At 55.4% G+C, this 14,579-nt stretch carries 12 protein-coding genes; 5 read left to right on the plus strand and 7 right to left on the minus strand.

The features are described from left to right. Nucleotides 1–338: 338 nt before the first annotated feature. Both J4G78_RS11170 and hisC read right to left on the minus strand, forming a co-directional pair. Complete coding sequence (locus tag J4G78_RS11170) at nucleotides 339–1,247, minus strand: prephenate/arogenate dehydrogenase family protein (protein WP_207986644.1); 909 nt, start codon at nucleotides 1,245–1,247, stop codon at nucleotides 339–341. Continuing rightward, nucleotides 1,247–2,353: a histidinol-phosphate transaminase gene (gene hisC / locus J4G78_RS11175; protein WP_207986645.1), complete on the minus strand. Its 1,107-nt coding sequence runs from the start codon at nucleotides 2,351–2,353 to the stop codon at nucleotides 1,247–1,249. The genes J4G78_RS11170 and hisC overlap by 1 nt, the downstream gene beginning before the upstream one ends. Before the next feature lie 113 nt (nucleotides 2,354–2,466). On the opposite strand from hisC, the gene metX reads away from it, so the two are divergent. Both metX and metW read left to right on the plus strand, forming a co-directional pair. Then, nucleotides 2,467–3,591 (plus strand): homoserine O-acetyltransferase MetX, encoded by a 1,125-nt coding sequence (gene metX / locus J4G78_RS11180; RefSeq protein ID WP_207986646.1) that lies wholly within the window; start codon nucleotides 2,467–2,469, stop codon nucleotides 3,589–3,591. Further along, nucleotides 3,588–4,178, plus strand: a complete 591-nt coding sequence (metW, locus tag J4G78_RS11185) for a methionine biosynthesis protein MetW (RefSeq protein ID WP_207986647.1) — start codon at nucleotides 3,588–3,590, stop codon at nucleotides 4,176–4,178. Before metX ends, metW begins: the two co-directional genes overlap by 4 nt. Before the next feature lie 5 nt (nucleotides 4,179–4,183). On the opposite strand, the gene J4G78_RS11190 is transcribed toward metW, so the two are convergent. Both J4G78_RS11190 and J4G78_RS11195 read right to left on the minus strand, forming a co-directional pair. Then, on the minus strand, nucleotides 4,184–6,133 hold the full coding sequence (locus tag J4G78_RS11190) for a S9 family peptidase (RefSeq protein ID WP_207986648.1): 1,950 nt from the start codon (nucleotides 6,131–6,133) through the stop codon (nucleotides 4,184–4,186). A 189-nt stretch (nucleotides 6,134–6,322) separates the two neighbouring features. Next, the gene (locus J4G78_RS11195; protein WP_207986649.1) at nucleotides 6,323–6,481 is read right to left on the minus strand and encodes a hypothetical protein; all 159 of its coding nucleotides are present in this window, start codon (nucleotides 6,479–6,481) and stop codon (nucleotides 6,323–6,325) included. Nucleotides 6,482–6,644: 163 nt separating this feature from the next. Between J4G78_RS11195 and J4G78_RS11200 the strand changes: the two genes are divergently transcribed. The 3 genes from J4G78_RS11200 to J4G78_RS11210 are packed head-to-tail and all read left to right on the plus strand — an operon-like array spanning nucleotide 6,645 to nucleotide 8,993. Next, entirely contained in the window at nucleotides 6,645–8,438 is a 1,794-nt protein-coding gene (locus J4G78_RS11200; RefSeq protein WP_207986650.1) for an SLC13 family permease, read from the plus strand. A gap of 43 nt (nucleotides 8,439–8,481) precedes the next feature. After that, nucleotides 8,482–8,730, plus strand: a complete 249-nt coding sequence (locus tag J4G78_RS11205) for a type II toxin-antitoxin system Phd/YefM family antitoxin (RefSeq protein WP_243457063.1) — start codon at nucleotides 8,482–8,484, stop codon at nucleotides 8,728–8,730. Next, nucleotides 8,727–8,993 (plus strand): Txe/YoeB family addiction module toxin, encoded by a 267-nt coding sequence (locus tag J4G78_RS11210; protein ID WP_207986652.1) that lies wholly within the window; start codon nucleotides 8,727–8,729, stop codon nucleotides 8,991–8,993. The genes J4G78_RS11205 and J4G78_RS11210 overlap by 4 nt, the downstream gene beginning before the upstream one ends. Nucleotides 8,994–9,247: 254 nt before the next feature. On the opposite strand, the gene J4G78_RS11215 is transcribed toward J4G78_RS11210, so the two are convergent. The 3 genes from J4G78_RS11215 to pheS are packed head-to-tail and all read right to left on the minus strand — an operon-like array spanning nucleotide 9,248 to nucleotide 14,404. Further along, complete coding sequence (locus tag J4G78_RS11215) at nucleotides 9,248–10,816, minus strand: peptide chain release factor 3 (RefSeq protein WP_207986653.1); 1,569 nt, start codon at nucleotides 10,814–10,816, stop codon at nucleotides 9,248–9,250. A 1-nt stretch (nucleotide 10,817) separates the two neighbouring features. Next, nucleotides 10,818–13,292 (minus strand): phenylalanine--tRNA ligase subunit beta, encoded by a 2,475-nt coding sequence (gene pheT, locus J4G78_RS11220; RefSeq protein WP_207986654.1) that lies wholly within the window; start codon nucleotides 13,290–13,292, stop codon nucleotides 10,818–10,820. Continuing rightward, nucleotides 13,289–14,404, minus strand: a complete 1,116-nt coding sequence (gene pheS / locus J4G78_RS11225) for a phenylalanine--tRNA ligase subunit alpha (protein ID WP_375140335.1) — start codon at nucleotides 14,402–14,404, stop codon at nucleotides 13,289–13,291. Before pheS ends, pheT begins: the two co-directional genes overlap by 4 nt. Between the last annotated feature and the right edge of the window lie 175 nt (nucleotides 14,405–14,579).

Genomic DNA, 14,579 nt, shown 5'->3' on the forward strand with positions numbered 1-14,579 from the left:
ATGAACGCAGCCGGTATGACCACCTGTTCTATGGATAATCCGAGCGGATCGTGCGACGAACAGTTATCAGCTGTGCCATATTGGTGCACGATCACGCGCCTTGGCGCGGCTCATAATGGCACAAGCATCATAATTGACGAAGGAATGCGAATATAGGCTTCACCTCTTTGAAAAATAATAATATTTTCTCAAGATCAAGCGGGGTCATAGCTGCGGAGAGATTGGTTTTCAGCGTTGCGGAAGCCCGATATTCCAAGAGAATCATGCCATCGCTCCATATCCGCCGCTGATGCAGGGTGACGGCAACCTGGATTGAGCAGAAAAACCTGGCTCTGGGCCTATTCGTGACTCCGGCCAAAGTCGGGCGCGGCATCGTCCTGGCCCTCTTCGATAATGCGGCGGCGGATGGCGCGGGTTTTGGTGAAGAGGTCAAACAGTTCGTCGCCCTTGTCCCAGCGGATCGCGCGTTGCAGGGCGGTGAGGTCTTCGGAAAAACGCTGCAGCATTTCCAGCACCGCATCCTTGTTCGACATGAACACATCGCGCCACATGGTGGGGTCGGACGCCGCGATCCGCGTAAAGTCGCGGAAACCGCCGGCGGAATATTTGATCACTTCGCTGCGCGTGACGTCTTCAAGGTCGGATGCGGTACCGACAATCGTATAGGCGATGAGATGCGGCAAATGGCTGGTTACCGCGAGCACCAGATCATGATGTTTTGCATCCATAATTTCGATATTCGCGCCCAGCTTTTCCCAGAAGGCGCGCACGCGTTCGATATCACCTTCCTGCGCGTCATCCGGCGGGGTCAATATGCACCAGCGGTCGTTGAACAGCGTCGCGAAACCGGCGTCCGGCCCGCTATGCTCGGTTCCGGCCACCGGATGCGCGGGAATGATCCGGGCACGGGGCAGGGCGGCTTGCAGCGAAGCGATCACATTGCCCTTGGACGATCCGACATCGCTGATAATCGCGTCTTCGGGCAGGTCTTCTGCCATGTCCGCGGCAATTGCCGCCATGGCGCCAACGGGCACGCACAGCAGGACAAGATCGGCGTCAATGACTGCCGCGCCAGCGCTATCCGCAACATCATCACAAAAGCCAAGCTCTTGCACGCGTGCACGAACGGACGGGTCCGCGTCATAGCCGGTGATGCGCGCTGTTGGCATGCTGGCCTTAACGCCATGAGCAATGGAAGATCCGATCAGGCCAAGACCGATAATCGTGATACTCGCAAAAGGCAGCATCAGTTGGCAGCTTCCAATATCCCGCGCAGGGCGTCCATAAAGCCGCGGTTTTCTTCTTTGGTGCCGATGGTGATGCGCAGCCCATTGACGAGACCCTGTCCGGGCAGCCAGCGCACAACATAGCCTTTGTCCATCAGAGCGTTGTTCGCTGCCTCTGCCGAGAGCGCGCCTTCAAACAATACCAGCAGGAAATTGGTATGGGAGGGAATGACCCGCAGCCCGTGATTGCCCAGCGCTTCAATCTCGCTGGTCATCCAGTCTCGCCATAGGCGGTTATGATCGCGGCTGTTTTTTATGAAATCATCGTCGGCCAATGCTGCCAGCGCAGCCTCCTGGCCAGCCGTTGTGACATTAAACGGTTGCCGGATACGGTTCATCGCGTCGATAATCGCCGCAGAAGCATAGCCCCAACCAATGCGTTCGGCGGCTAGCCCGTGAATCTTGGAAAAGGTTCGGGTGATGAGGACATTGGATGCCGTTTTGGCCAGCTCCAGCGCGCCATCATCTTCATCGCTTTCCAAATATTCGGCATAGGCACCATCCAGCACCAGCAGAACGCTGCCAGGCAGCGCGTCATGCAGACGCTGCACCTCGGCCGCGCCGATTAATGTACCGGTCGGATTATTGGGGTTTGCCAGATAGATCAGTTTGGTCCTGTCGGTGACCTTGGCGAGTATCGCATCGACATCTGTGCCATAATCGCTGTCATCGGCAACCACTGGTGTCCCGCCATAGCGCTTGGCGGCAATTTCATAGACCGCAAAGCCATAGCGCACATAGATGACTTCATCGCCCGGTCCGGTGAAGGCGTTGGCGACCAGTTGCAACACATCATCGGAACCCGTGCCACAGATAATCCGCGCAGGATCGAGACCATATTTGGCCCCTATGGCCGCGCGCAAGGCATTGGAACCGCCATCGGGATAGCGATCCACGCTGGCGGCAGCGGCTTTCATCGCATCGGTCGCGTCCGGGCTGCACCCCAGCGGATTCTCATTGGCCGACAATTTGATCAGCTTTTTTCCATCATCGCTGCCCGCTTTGCCGGGGACATAAGCGGCTATGTCCAGGATCCAGTCTTTTGGCTGTGGTGTTTGATTTCCCATAACAGACTCTCAATGCTTGTATCTGAATATGCAGCCGGACTAGCCGCCACAGCTTGTCAGTCAACCGCAATATCGTTTGACCGGCGGCGAATCGGGCCTTAGCCACTGAATTTATGAGTGAAGATGCGCGTTTTGGATTGGATAAAAGCGTCCGTTTGCTGGGCCCGTTGCCGCTGGATAGTGGCGGCGAACTGGCACCTGTGGAGCTTGCTTACGAGACTTATGGCGCGCTCAACGCGGATGCCAGCAATGCGGTTCTGATTTGCCACGCATTGACCATGGATCAATATGTGGCTTCCACCCACCCGCTTACCGGCAAAGGTGGCTGGTGGACGGATATGGTTGGTCCGGGGAAACCTGTCGATACCGACCGGCATTTCGTCATCTGCGCCAATGTGATTGGCAGCTGCATGGGCTCCTCCGGGCCTGCGACCATCAATCCCGCCACGGAAAAACCTTGGGGGATGGATTTTCCGGTGCTGACCATCGCCGATATGGTGCGCGCGCAGGCGTTGCTGCTCGACCATCTCGGCATTGCGTGCCTTCATGCCGTCATCGGCGGGTCGATGGGCGGAATGCAGGCGATAAGCTGGACCGCGCTTTATCCTGAACGGGTCAAATCAGCGGTGATTATCGCGTCTGCCGCGCGGCATTCGGCGCAAAATATCGCCTTTCACGAAGTCGGACGGCAAGCGATTATGGCCGACCCGCGCTGGCGCGGCGGGGCTTATTATGCCGATGATGATCCGCCGAGCAGCGGCCTCGCGGTGGCACGCATGGCCGCGCATATCACCTATTTGTCCGAAGCCGGTCTGACTGAAAAATTCGGTCGGCGCTTGCAGGACCGGGAGGCCAAGACATTCGGCTTCGATGCCGATTTTCAGGTCGAAAGCTATTTGCGGCATCAGGGGATCAGCTTTGTCGATCGCTTTGATGCGAACAGCTATCTCTATATCACACGGGCGATGGACTATTTTGATCTGGCCGAGGCTCATGGCGGTACGCTCGCGCATGCGTTCAAGGGATCCAAGACGCGTTTTTGTCTGATCAGCTTTGACACCGACTGGCTTTACCCCACCAGTGAATCGCGGACCATCGTGCATGCACTTAATGCAGCCGGGGCAGCGGCGAGCTTTGTCGAATTGTCGAGCGCCTTTGGCCATGACAGCTTCCTGCTCGAAAATCCCGAGATGAACCGGATTGTTGACGGGTTTTTGAAAGCGGGGGAGAGCCTGTGAACAAGCTTCGCCCTGATCTGCAGATTATCGCTGACAATATCAGCCCTAAAGCCCGTGTGCTCGATATTGGCTGCGGCGATGGCGCATTGATGGCGGCCTTGCGCGATCAAAAGCAGGTCGATGCGCGTGGTCTGGAAATTGAACCGGCCAATGTGGCCAGCGCCGTGAGCAAGGGCCTCTCTGTGGTGCAGGGCGATGCCGATACGGATCTGTCCGCCTATCCCGATGGCAGTTTCGACTATGCGATCCTGAGCCAGACATTGCAAACCACCCACCGGCCCAATGCTATTCTTGAAGAATTGCTGCGCATTGGCAAGCAGGCCTTTGTCAGCTTTCCGAATTTTGCCCATTGGCGCGTGCGCATGTCGCTGCTCGTCGGCGGCCGGATGCCGGTCACCCGGCTATTGCCGCAAACCTGGTATGACACGCCCAATATTCACCATGTGACGATTGATGATTTCCGTGCATTGGTGCGCGATGCCAATCTGACGCAGCAGGGGGAATGGTTCCTGAGCGGTGATAAACAGACGAGCCGGGCGATGGCTAATCTTCTCGCCGAACATGCGGTTTTCTTGTTGCGGCGGTAAAGCAATTAAGCCGGGTTATGTTTCTCTAGAAATTGCTCCAGCTGATCCAGCCAGTCCTTGCGGTTCTCGAAGTCTTTCAAGCCATGGCCTTCTTCTTCATAGGTGACAAATACGGCATCCGCATCGCGATCTTCAAGCTTCTCTTTATATAGCGTAAATTGGCTATATGGCACTCTGCTGTCCTTCTTACCGTGAACGAGCAGGATTGGCCGTCTCAATTGATCCACTTTCCGGACCGGTGAGACATCATCAAGGTCGAAGTCATCCTCTCCTTCGACCGTTTTTCTCCATTTCTTACTGTAACGGCTCTTGAAAAACTGACGATCATAGCGCAGTTGCTTGTTAAAATCTGTAACGCCTGCAAATGACGCGGCGCAGCGATAACGCTCAGGATTGCGGGTTGCACCCCAAAGAGCGGCATATCCACCATAGGACGAGCCAACGATACAGACCCTCTGGGGATCAACAATCCCCCGCTCGACCAACCAGTCCATGCCGTCATCCAGATCATCTTGCATGGATCGGCCCATTTGCCCTTCGCCGAGCTTGTAAAAACTTTCTCCATAGCTGCCCGATCCGCGGAAATTGGGCTGCAAGACCACATATCCGCGATTGGCAAGAAACTGCACTTCCATGTCGAAATCCATCGTATCGCGCACGCCATAGGGTCCACCGTGAGGCATAATCACCAGGGGCAGTTTCGCTGCGTTTTGCCCTTTGGGAAGTGTCACATAGGCCGGAATCTTTGTGCCATCGCGCGCCGTATATGTTTCATATTTGGTTTCCGCCATAATGGTGGGATCAATCCGGTCGTTGACGCCGGCAAACCGGTCCATTTTTTTGGCCGCTGGTTCATAAAGATAATAGCTGCCCGGATCCTGTGGGGAGGTTGAATAGATTATCATCTTGCTTTTGTCGCGGGTGGAGGAGGAAATCCACACCTCTTGCCCCGGCAACGACCGGTCCAGTATTTTTTGTCGCCCGGCAAAGTTTTCATCAAACCAGTGAATGCGATCGCGAGAGTCCGTGTAATAGGCGGCTTCGAGCGCGGTTCCGTCATCACTGAGCGAGAATCTGGTCACGTCATTTTTGTCGTGGTCAAAGACCTTCTCACCAATCTCTCGCGTCAGCAGATTAAATTTGTACAAGCCAAAGCGGCCCGTTTTCTCATTCGAAAGAACATAACCGTCATCCGAACCGGCAAGAATGTTAAACCCATCCAGCAATGATTCCTGTTCGTCATTGACGACCTTCTTATCCTTTACCTTGTCTATACGTTTAAATGGGGAATCCCCTGTTCGGCGATAAAATACCAAGGTAGAATTGGCGCGATAGCTCAATCCCATGCGAACAGTGCCTTCATTGTCGGCAATCCAGTCCCAGACTTTCATCTGTTCTTTCACCACCTGCTCGGCTTGATTAGTGGCCAAGTCTATTTTGTAAACCGAGGGATATTTATAGATGGATTCCCTGGTCTCCAATAAAAGGAAACGTCCGTCATGATCTAGATGCAGGATATTGTCCCCATCCGGTGCGCCTTTTTCAAGGCCAATGAAACGCGAGCCTCCGCTATTTGTGTCTATGAGGTACATCTCTACCTGACGAAATTCGTCACCAAGATAAGTGCGGGGCCCGTGATATTCCTTTAGACTGGAAACGCTGAATAGGACTTGATCATTACCTGCCCAGCGATACCAATTGAGATCGGTATCTTCTGGCATTTGTTTGCGGAAAGATTTACCTCCAGATAGCGATCGTATGGTCAGGTAGGATTTTCCATCCGAGTTTTGCCGATACACCATTTGTGATCCGTCAGGTGATAGTTTCGGTTGATAAACATCACCCTCGGCCGCAAATATTTCTGTTGGAATTTTTTCAACTGCAGCAACTGATGGTTGAACCAGCCCAATATTCAAACCGAAAATAAGAATAGCAAACAAATGACTTGCGCGCATTAATACCCCCAAAATGACACGAAAAACTATATCAATGGCAATAGAGGTAAATCACATCTATTCAACTATAGATTATTTTCTAATAAATCTTCCTTAGCCAAGCTGGATACCCCCTTTGGATAACAGCCAATGACCAGGGCTTTCTTGTTAACTCAATGAAAGTCAGCCGCGAATTTGAACGAGATTAATTTATATCCCGGCACCCTGTGGAGGATAGACATTTGTGTCGGGGTCCTGATGCTCTTTTTTGGTGGTTTGCCTTTCTTCTTGCAGCTTTTTCACAATAATTTTTGCGGCAAAGGAAACAGCGGTGGCTGCGAGGCTTCTGATGATAAACTTCTTGGTCATGTCCATACTCCGTGAATTTTATGTCTGTTCTTTTTACGCTGGGCCGCCGATTTGGTTCCTTGGCGACGGTAAAAATCCCAGATTGTCGGGCTAATTTGCTGGCAGAACGCGACATCTTCCTGTTAGAGTATCGGAGCAGTAACCGATAACGCAGGAGCAAAATTTGGATTGGGCTAGTTATTGGGATATCGCGAAGCCTTATGTTGGATTGGTGATATTATTTGCCTTATTTACAGCCTTTGTGGGTGAGCGCCGCCCGCCAGCGGTGACCGCAGTGGTTGCTGCTGCTTTGATGATGGTGATCGGATTGCTCAGCAGCGATGACATGCTGTCGGTCTTTTCCAATCCTGCGCCGCTGACGATCGGCGCGATGTTCATTTTGTCGGGTGCACTGGTCCGGACAGGAGTGATCGAGGCACTCGCCGGCTTCGCGGCGCGCAAGGCGGAAACCCGGCCTTTCATGGCGATAGGCGGGTTTCTGGGCGGAACTTTTGCCTCATCGGCCTTTGTCAACAATACCCCTGTGGTTATCATCCTGATCCCGATCATGCGCAGAATTGCCAAGGTATCGGGCATCGCGGCTAGCAAGCTGCTCATTCCGCTTTCCTACATCTCGATATTGGGTGGCAGCCTGACTTTGCTCGGTACATCGACAAACTTGTTGGTCGACGGTGTTGCTCAAGAAAATGGCCAGGCCGCCTTTGGCTTGTTTGAAATAACCCAAGTGGGTTTGATTGCCGCGGTAACCGGCATTGTGATGATCGCAATATTAGGGCCGCTATTTTTGCCAAAGCGGGATAGCGAAAGCCTGGCCGACCAGATACCGGCGTCGCAATATCTGACCGATATACGGATCGACGAGGAAAGCGAATTTGTGGGCAAGAAAATTTCCGACATTGGCGCTTTTACGCCGTCGGGAGTGGCGATACTGGGCCGCCGGGTCGGCACTGGTATTGATCGGTTTCAGTTTGCTGACCATGTCGTGATTGGAGGGGAAACACTGGTGGCTTCTGTGACCCAGGAAGAGCTGTTATCCCTCGCAGAAATTGATGGTATCTTATTGGGTTATGCTGGCGTCAAGCAACCAACGATTCCGCTGGCTGACGAACATACCCGGTTGGTTGAGTTGGTAATTGGACCGTCCCATCGATCAGTCGGCAAGACCCTCCCCAACCTGCCCTTTTTATCCCGTGTACCTGCCCGTGTTCTCGGCCTTTCCAGACCACGCCATGTCGCCGGACCCACATTGGCCGATGCGCGCATCCGGCACGGTGACAGTTTGCTGGTACAGACCGATGACCTGTCTGTTGGGGTCTTACAGGAAAATGTCGATCTGGTGCACCTGGAGGAACCGGATGCCAAAGCCTACCGCCGCCGCCGCGCGCCGGTCGCCATCCTCACACTGGCCATCATCATCATTGCGGCCAGCCTGGGCGTCATGCCCATCGCTGCACTCGCGATGCTGGGCGTGGCAGCCGTCTTGCTGACCAAATGTATCGACAGCGAAGAGGCGTGGGGGGCGATAGACGGCAATGTGCTGGTGCTGATCTTCGCGATGCTGGCGGTGGGCAAGGGGCTGGAAAATGCCGGAACGGTGCAACTGATTATCGACACGCTGCTGCCGCTGCTCAACATGATATCGCCGCTCTGGCTGATCATCGCGGTCTATTCGCTCACCTCGCTGCTCACCGAAACGGCGACCAATAACGCGGTGGCTGTCATCATGACGCCACTGGTCATCGGCATTGCCGAGCAAACTGGCGTGGATGTCCGCAGCCTGCTGGTCGCGGTGATGTTCGGCGCCTCGGCCAGCTTCGCAACGCCGGTGGGCTATCAGACCAACACTCTCGTCTATACGGCGGGCGCATACCGCTTCTCGGATTTTGTGAAAATCGGCCTGCCGCTTAATATCGGTGTAGGGCTAGCGGCCTGTTTTGCGATCTATTATATTTTTTGAGATTGACATTGTACGATAATCGGTACATATTTTACAAATGTTGATGGAAAACTTTTCAAACGCTCGTGCCAATCTAAAAGCGCTGATGGACCGTGTTGTCGCCGATCGTGCGCCGGTAAAGATCACGCGTCAGCGCGGAGAAGCAGTGGTCATGATAGCCGAAAGCGAATGGGCTGGTATGGAGGAGACGATACATTTGTTATCCTCTCCCGCCAACGCCAAAGAACTGTTAGAATCAATCGCACAACTTGATGCCGGCGAGGGCCAGGAACGTGAGCTAATTGACCCATGAAGCTCGCCTTTTCCGAAAAGGCTTGGAATCACTATCTTTACTGGCAAGACAAAGACCGAAAGACGCTCAAGCGTATCAACGCTTTGCTGGAAGAATGTCGGCGGCACCCATTTGAGGGCACAGGCAAACCCGAACCCTTGCGCGGCCAGCTAAAAGGCTGGTGGTCGCGGCGGATTACGCAGGAACACCGACTGGTTTATCGGGTACGCGGCGAAGGTGGCGCCCAAGTGTTGGAAGTGGCGCAGTGCCGGTATCATTATTGAAGAAATGAAAATGTGGAAGCTGTTGCTCGGACCTTATTGGCTGCTTTGCGCATCTCATTTCTACATCGCAAGCCTGCTTAGCCCACTGGTTTCGATACCTGCCATTTTACTGACATTTTTCAGCATGGTCGCAATGCTCTTCGGGGGATTTCGATTGTCAAATATCACAGAACAAGCAGTTGTGGTCCGAACTGTCGTTCCGTTCAGCATATGCGGCTTGATAGCCTATTTGATCCTGCTCCCCGCTGCGTTGATCACCGCTCCCTCGTCGCGCTGAATTTAATCTCCGGATTGCGTTCTTCCTGATAATTCACATCCCACGCGGATTTGGCGAGGAATACCAGATTGTCGTCGCGATCCTTGGCAAGGCTGGTCTGGTTGATATTGGCGAAAGCGTTCAGCACCTCATCATCGCCGCTGATCCAACGGGCGGTTTCAAAGGGAGCGGGTTCGAGGCCGGCCTCGACCTTATATTCTGCTGACAGGCGGCTCACCAACACTTCGAGCTGCAACTGACCGACCACGCCGATAATCCAGTTGGCGCCGATTTCGGGATAGAAAACCTGCACGACGCCTTCTTCGCTGAGGTCATCCAGCGCCTTGCGCAGCTTCTTGATCTGTGTCGGATCTTTCAGGATCACACGGCGCAGGATTTCCGGCGCAAAGTTCGGCAGGCCGGTAATCCGCACCTGATTTTTTTCGCTCAGCGTATCGCCGACCCGCAATGTCCCGTGATTGGGAATGCCGATAATGTCGCCGGGCAGCGCGGTATCAGCAATTTCGCGGTCCTGCGCGAAGAATAATATCGGACTGTGGATGGCAATCGGTTTGCCAAGCGCCGAAGGCGTCAGTTTCATGCCGCGTTTAAACTCGCCGGAGCACAGCCGCATGAAGGCGATGCGGTCGCGATGCTGCGGATCCATATTCGCCTGAATCTTGAAAATGAAACCGGTGACATCTTTGCTATCGGGTGCAATCGGAGCGGGTTCCGCTGGCTGTGGCCGCGGGCTCGGCGCATAGTCAGCGATCGCTTCGATCAGCTCTTCCACGCCAAATTGCTTGAGCGCAGAACCAAAGAAAACCGGGGTGAGGTCGCCATTTTGATAAGCTTCCAGGTCAAAGCTGCTATAGCCGCCTTGCGCCAGTTCGCCTTCGCTGGTGAGCCGTTCCAGCGCTTCGTCGCTCAGCACATCGGCGAGCTTGGGGTCGTCCAGCCCCTCAAATTGCTGAACCTTGCCATCATAATTTTTGCTGTCGCCATCGGGTTGGTGCAGCTGGTTGCGATTGAGGTCGTAAATACCCTCAAACTGCCCGCCCATGCCGGTAGGCCAGCTCATCGGGCAAACATCGAGTGCCAGTTTATCGGCGACCTCGTCGAGCAGTTCAAACGGATCGCGCCCTTCGCGGTCCACCTTGTTGACAAAGGTAATGATCGGTACGCTGCGCAACCGGCACACTTCAAACAGTTTCAGCGTCTGCGCCTCAATCCCGCTGGCAGCATCAATCACCATGATCGCGCTGTCTACGGCGGTCAGCGTGCGGTACGTATCCTCGGAAAAATCCTCATGCCCCGGTGTGTCGAGTAGGTTGAAGGTAATGCCGTTCCGTTCAAACGTCATGACCGAGCTGGTCACGGAAATCCCGCGCTGCTGCTCGATCTTCATCCAGTCGGACCGCGCACGCCGGTTATCCCCGCGCGCCTTCACCTCACCCGCCAAGTGAATCGCCCCGCCTTTCAACAGAAGTTTTTCCGTCAGGGTCGTTTTACCCGCATCGGGGTGAGAGATGATGGCGAATGTACGTCGGGGATTGGTCCGGCTCATCTTACCCTCTTAGCTCCGCGCCCAGTTTCGCGGCGCTGGTGACGACTTTGTCCGAAACGGCTTTCAAATCCTCCTCCGTCAATGTCGCATCCACCGGCTGCAGCGTGACTTCCACCGCCAGCGACTTCTTGCCTTCACCAACACTGGCCCCTTCGAACAGATCGAACAGGCGCGCGGCGGTGATCAATTTCTTGTCCGCGCCTTTCACCGCCCGAACCAGATCGCCGGCGGGTAAGCCCGCATCGACGATGAACGCGAAATCGCGGGTTACGGCTTGCAGCGCCGGCGGGGCAAAGGCCGCGCGCATGTGGCTTGTGGCTTTTTTCACCGGAATGGCGTCGAGGAAAATCTCGGCAGCGACAGCCGTGCCTTTTAAACCCAATGCCTTGGTCACGGACGGGTGTAGCACGCCATAGGCGGCGAGAATTTTCTTTGGCCCCAGACGCAGCGTGCCGGATTGGCCGGGGTGATAATGATCACCCGCTTCGTCAAAATCCATCAGCTTCTCGGTTGGTGCGCCAGCGGCCTCCAAAATCGCAAGTACTTCGGCCTTGGCGTCAAACGAATCATATTTGGTCGCTGCACCGGATTGCCAGCTGCGCGCCCGATTCTCGCCCGCCAGCACGAAACCAATGGTCTGATGCTCGGTGGATTCGAGATAGCGGCGCCCTACTTCGAACAAGCGAATGGACGATGCACCGCGATCGGCGTTACGCTGGGCAGCGGCAATCAGACCGGGCAGCAGCGAGGGGCGCATGACTTTCAGGTCTTCGCTGATCGGATTGGCAAGCGACCAGGTGCCGCCGCCAAAGGGCGCGGCTTCCTTGTCGGAGATAAAGCTCCAGGTCACGGTTTCATTCAACCCGCGCGCGGCCGCAGCGCGGCGCGCCTTACGCTCGGCCAGTTGCTCCGGCGATGCCGTGGGTTTGGCGACGCCGGGCTTGCGTGGCAGTGGCGTGGAGGGAACGCTGTCCAGCCCCTCAATCCGAACGACTTCCTCGACCAGATCCTGCCAGCCTGCGACGTCACGACGCCAGGTCGGGGGCGTGACATTCCAGCGGGGAGCATCACCCCCATCCGTATTCCCGCGTAGGCGGGAATCCATCTCCACCGCCTCGCCAGCTGCAGCTTCGGGAGATAGGCTCCCGCCTGCGCGGGAGCACAGCGATACCTGAAAACCCAGCGCTTCCAATATGGATTTCTGTTTTTCCGGCGCAACATCGATACCGCCCAAAGCAGCACATTGCTTGGGATCATAGCTGATCGTGGGCATATCCGTCGGCGGTGTTCCTGCGCGGGTTATGTCGCTGGCCTTGCCGCCGCAAAGCTCGAGCACCAGGGCGGTCGCAATATCAAGGCCATCGTCCAAAAAGGCCGGATCCACACCGCGTTCGAAACGCTGGCGCGCATCGCTGGTGAGCATCAGTTTCTGACCGGTTTTGGCAATCGAAGCGGGATCGAAATAGGCGCACTCGATCAGGACTTCGGTGGTGGACTCTTCCGACCCGGTGTCGGCACCACCCATGATGCCGCCAATGTCATGCGCGCCATTGTCATCGGCAATAACGGTCATGCTTTCATCAAGCACATACTCTTTGTCGTTCAGCGCCGTCAGTTTTTCGCCCGTTTTGGCCTTGCGCGCAACCAGACCGCCGTTGAGCTTGGCCACATCATAGACGTGCAATGGCCGTCCGTGATCGAGCATCACATAATTGGTGATATCAACGAGTGCGTTTATCGGCTTTTGACCTGCGGATTTCAGCCGCGCCTGCATCCAGTCCGGTGACGGACCATTAGTCAGGCCAGTTACCGTGCAGCCATAAAAGGCGGGACAACCTTCCGTATCATCCGTGTGTACATCCGGGCCAGCGCCACTGCGCGCCACGGAATCGATATCCAGTGGCTTCAGCGAGCCAACGCCCGCCGCGGCCAGATCACGGGCAATGCCGCGTACGCCCATACAATCCTGACGATTGGGTGTGATTGCTATGTCCACAATCGGGTCATCAAGCTGTGCATAATCCGCATAGCTTGTGCCAACTTTCGATGCGGCATCGGCGGGCAGTTCGATGATCCCGTCATGGTCGTCGCCCAGTTCCAGTTCCCGCGCGCTGCACATCATGCCAAAGCTCTCGACCTCACGGATTTTCGCGGGTTTCAGCGTGAAGTCACTGCCCGGAATATAGGTGCCGGGCGGGCCAAAGACGCCAACCATGTCCTTGCGCGCATTGGGTGCGCCGCAAACGACCTGCCACGGGTCATTGGACCCATCATCAACCTTAAGCAGTTGCAGCTTGTCCGCATTGGGATGCGGCCCGGCTTCGATGACCTTGGCTACACGGAACGGGCGCAAGGCATCGGCAGGGTTCTCCAACCCTTCCAGTTCCAATCCGATTGCTGTCAGCTTTTCGGTAATTTCGGTCAGGCTTGCATCTGTATCGAGATGGGCTTTGAGCCAGCTTAGCGAGAACTTCATGCGCCCACTCCTCCGCTTAACGTCGGTACATCGAGCGCGTCAAATCCATAATGCTCCATCCAGCGCAGATCACCGTCAAAAAACGCCCGCAAATCGTCCATGCCATATTTCAGCATCGCCAGCCGGTCGATGCCGCAGCCAAAGGCAAAGCCCTGCCAGATATCGGGGTCGAGCCCGCAATTGCGGATGACATTGGGATGGACCATGCCGGAACCCAGAATTTCCATCCAGCCGCCATTGTCGCCGCGCGGATCACCGCCGATTATACGGCGGCCTTTTTCGACCGAGAAGCCGACATCGACTTCTGCCGAAGGCTCTGTGAACGGGAAATAGCTTGGGCGCAGGCGCAGTTCGATATCGTCCCGCTCGAAAAACGCACGAACAAAGGTTTCGAGCGTCCATTTGAGATGACCCATGTGAATATTCTTGTCGATCACCAGGCCTTCGACCTGATGGAACATCGGTGTGTGTGTCGCATCGCTGTCGCTGCGATAGGTGCGGCCCGGCGCGATAATATATATCGGCGCGCCCTCACCATCAGTCTGTTTCGCCACATCCATCATCGTGCGGATTTGCACGGGTGAGGTGTGCGTGCGTAGCAATTTCGGCATGCCCTTATCGTCGGTTTGCGGGAAATAGAAGGTGTCATGCATCGCGCGCGCCGGATGGGTTTCCGGAATATTGAGCGCGGTGAAATTATGCCAGTCATCTTCGATTTCCGGACCGGTAGCAACCGAGAAGCCGAGGTCGGCGAATATTTCAGCCAGTTCATCCATCACCTGCGAAACCGGATGAATGCTGCCCTTTGGCGCGCTTGGCGGCGGCAAGGTCATGTCGAGCTTTTCGGTCGCAAGCCGTGCGTTCAGCGCTTCCGTCTCAATGCTGTCCTTTCGCGCGGCAATCGCATCGGCCACGGCCTGACGGGCGCCGTTGATTTTGGGGCCTTCACTCTGGCGTTCTTCGGGCGTCATTTTGCCAAGCGTTTTGAGCAGCAGCGAAATCTCGCCTTTCTTGCCCAGCGCAGCAACGCGGATCGCTTCCAAAGCATCGCCATCACCGGCCGCTGCTATCTGTCCGAGATAATTCTCTTTAATTGCTTCGATGTCACTCATATTCTTACCCTCCGTCATCCCAGCGAAAGCTGAGATCTCATACCGGAACCGTTCTGCCTCCAAGAGATTCCAGCTTTCGCTGGAATGACGATGTCCTTTTCTGTTGCCCGTCTAGGCAACCCGCTCGAAAAACCCAATAAAAAAGCGCCGCGAGATTGCTCTCCGGCGCTTCTTT

Origin of the sequence: Parasphingorhabdus cellanae, assembly GCF_017498565.1 — a bacterium.
Classification (GTDB): Bacteria; Pseudomonadota; Alphaproteobacteria; order Sphingomonadales; family Sphingomonadaceae; genus Parasphingorhabdus; species Parasphingorhabdus cellanae.

Coding starts and splice junctions, on each gene's coding strand:
- J4G78_RS11215 (WP_207986653.1), bottom strand. CDS start 10,816: ATGAGCCGGACCAATCCCCGACGTACATTCGCCATCATCTCTCACCCC.
- hisC (WP_207986645.1), bottom strand. CDS start 2,353: ATGGGAAATCAAACACCACAGCCAAAAGACTGGATCCTGGACATAGCC.
- metX (WP_207986646.1), top strand. CDS start 2,467: ATGAGTGAAGATGCGCGTTTTGGATTGGATAAAAGCGTCCGTTTGCTG.
- J4G78_RS11190 (WP_207986648.1), bottom strand. CDS start 6,133: ATGCGCGCAAGTCATTTGTTTGCTATTCTTATTTTCGGTTTGAATATT.
- J4G78_RS11210 (WP_207986652.1), top strand. CDS start 8,727: ATGAAGCTCGCCTTTTCCGAAAAGGCTTGGAATCACTATCTTTACTGG.
- J4G78_RS11205 (WP_243457063.1), top strand. CDS start 8,482: ATGGAAAACTTTTCAAACGCTCGTGCCAATCTAAAAGCGCTGATGGAC.
- pheT (WP_207986654.1), bottom strand. CDS start 13,292: ATGAAGTTCTCGCTAAGCTGGCTCAAAGCCCATCTCGATACAGATGCA.
- pheS (WP_375140335.1), bottom strand. CDS start 14,404: ATGAGTGACATCGAAGCAATTAAAGAGAATTATCTCGGACAGATAGCA.
- J4G78_RS11195 (WP_207986649.1), bottom strand. CDS start 6,481: ATGACCAAGAAGTTTATCATCAGAAGCCTCGCAGCCACCGCTGTTTCC.
- J4G78_RS11170 (WP_207986644.1), bottom strand. CDS start 1,247: ATGCTGCCTTTTGCGAGTATCACGATTATCGGTCTTGGCCTGATCGGA.